Genomic DNA, 405 nt, shown 5'->3' with positions numbered 1-405 from the left:
CGCCGACGGGCCGGACTCCGGTGCCGCCATGTCCGCGGACGGTGTGACACAGGGCGCCGAGGCGCCGGAGGCCACCGCGCAGGACAGCACGGCGGGACCGGACGGCACGGCCGGATCGCACAGCGCACCCGGGCCGGACAGCACGCCTCAGCCGAACGTCGCTCCCCAGCCCGACGCGCCCCAGGACGCAGTACCGCCCGCCGCACCGGCCCCGCAGGACGCCGCGCCGCCCGCTCCCCCGGCCCCGCAGGACGCCCAGCCCGGCTGGGCTCCTCCGCCCGCGCCGCAGAGCGGGATGCCGCCGCTGCCGCCCTCCTACCAGCCCGCTGCACCCGCCCCGGCCACCCAGTGGCCCGGCCAGCCCGGCCAGCAGCAGCCCGGCCCCATGCCCGGTCAGCACCCGCC

1 pseudogene is annotated in these 405 nt (G+C 81.0%); it reads left to right on the top strand.

Annotation, left to right across the window (positions count from 1 at the left end):
• Positions 1 to 28 precede the first annotated feature (28 nt).
• Positions 29 to 405, top strand: a pseudogene (locus ADK64_RS48365) (topoisomerase II); the annotation flags it as partial.

The organism is Streptomyces sp. MMG1121, from assembly GCF_001280015.1.
GTDB lineage: Bacteria > Actinomycetota > Actinomycetes > Streptomycetales > Streptomycetaceae > Streptomyces.
The sequence above is the reverse complement of the archived record's forward strand: the minus strand, read 5'-3'. Positions and strand labels throughout refer to the sequence as shown.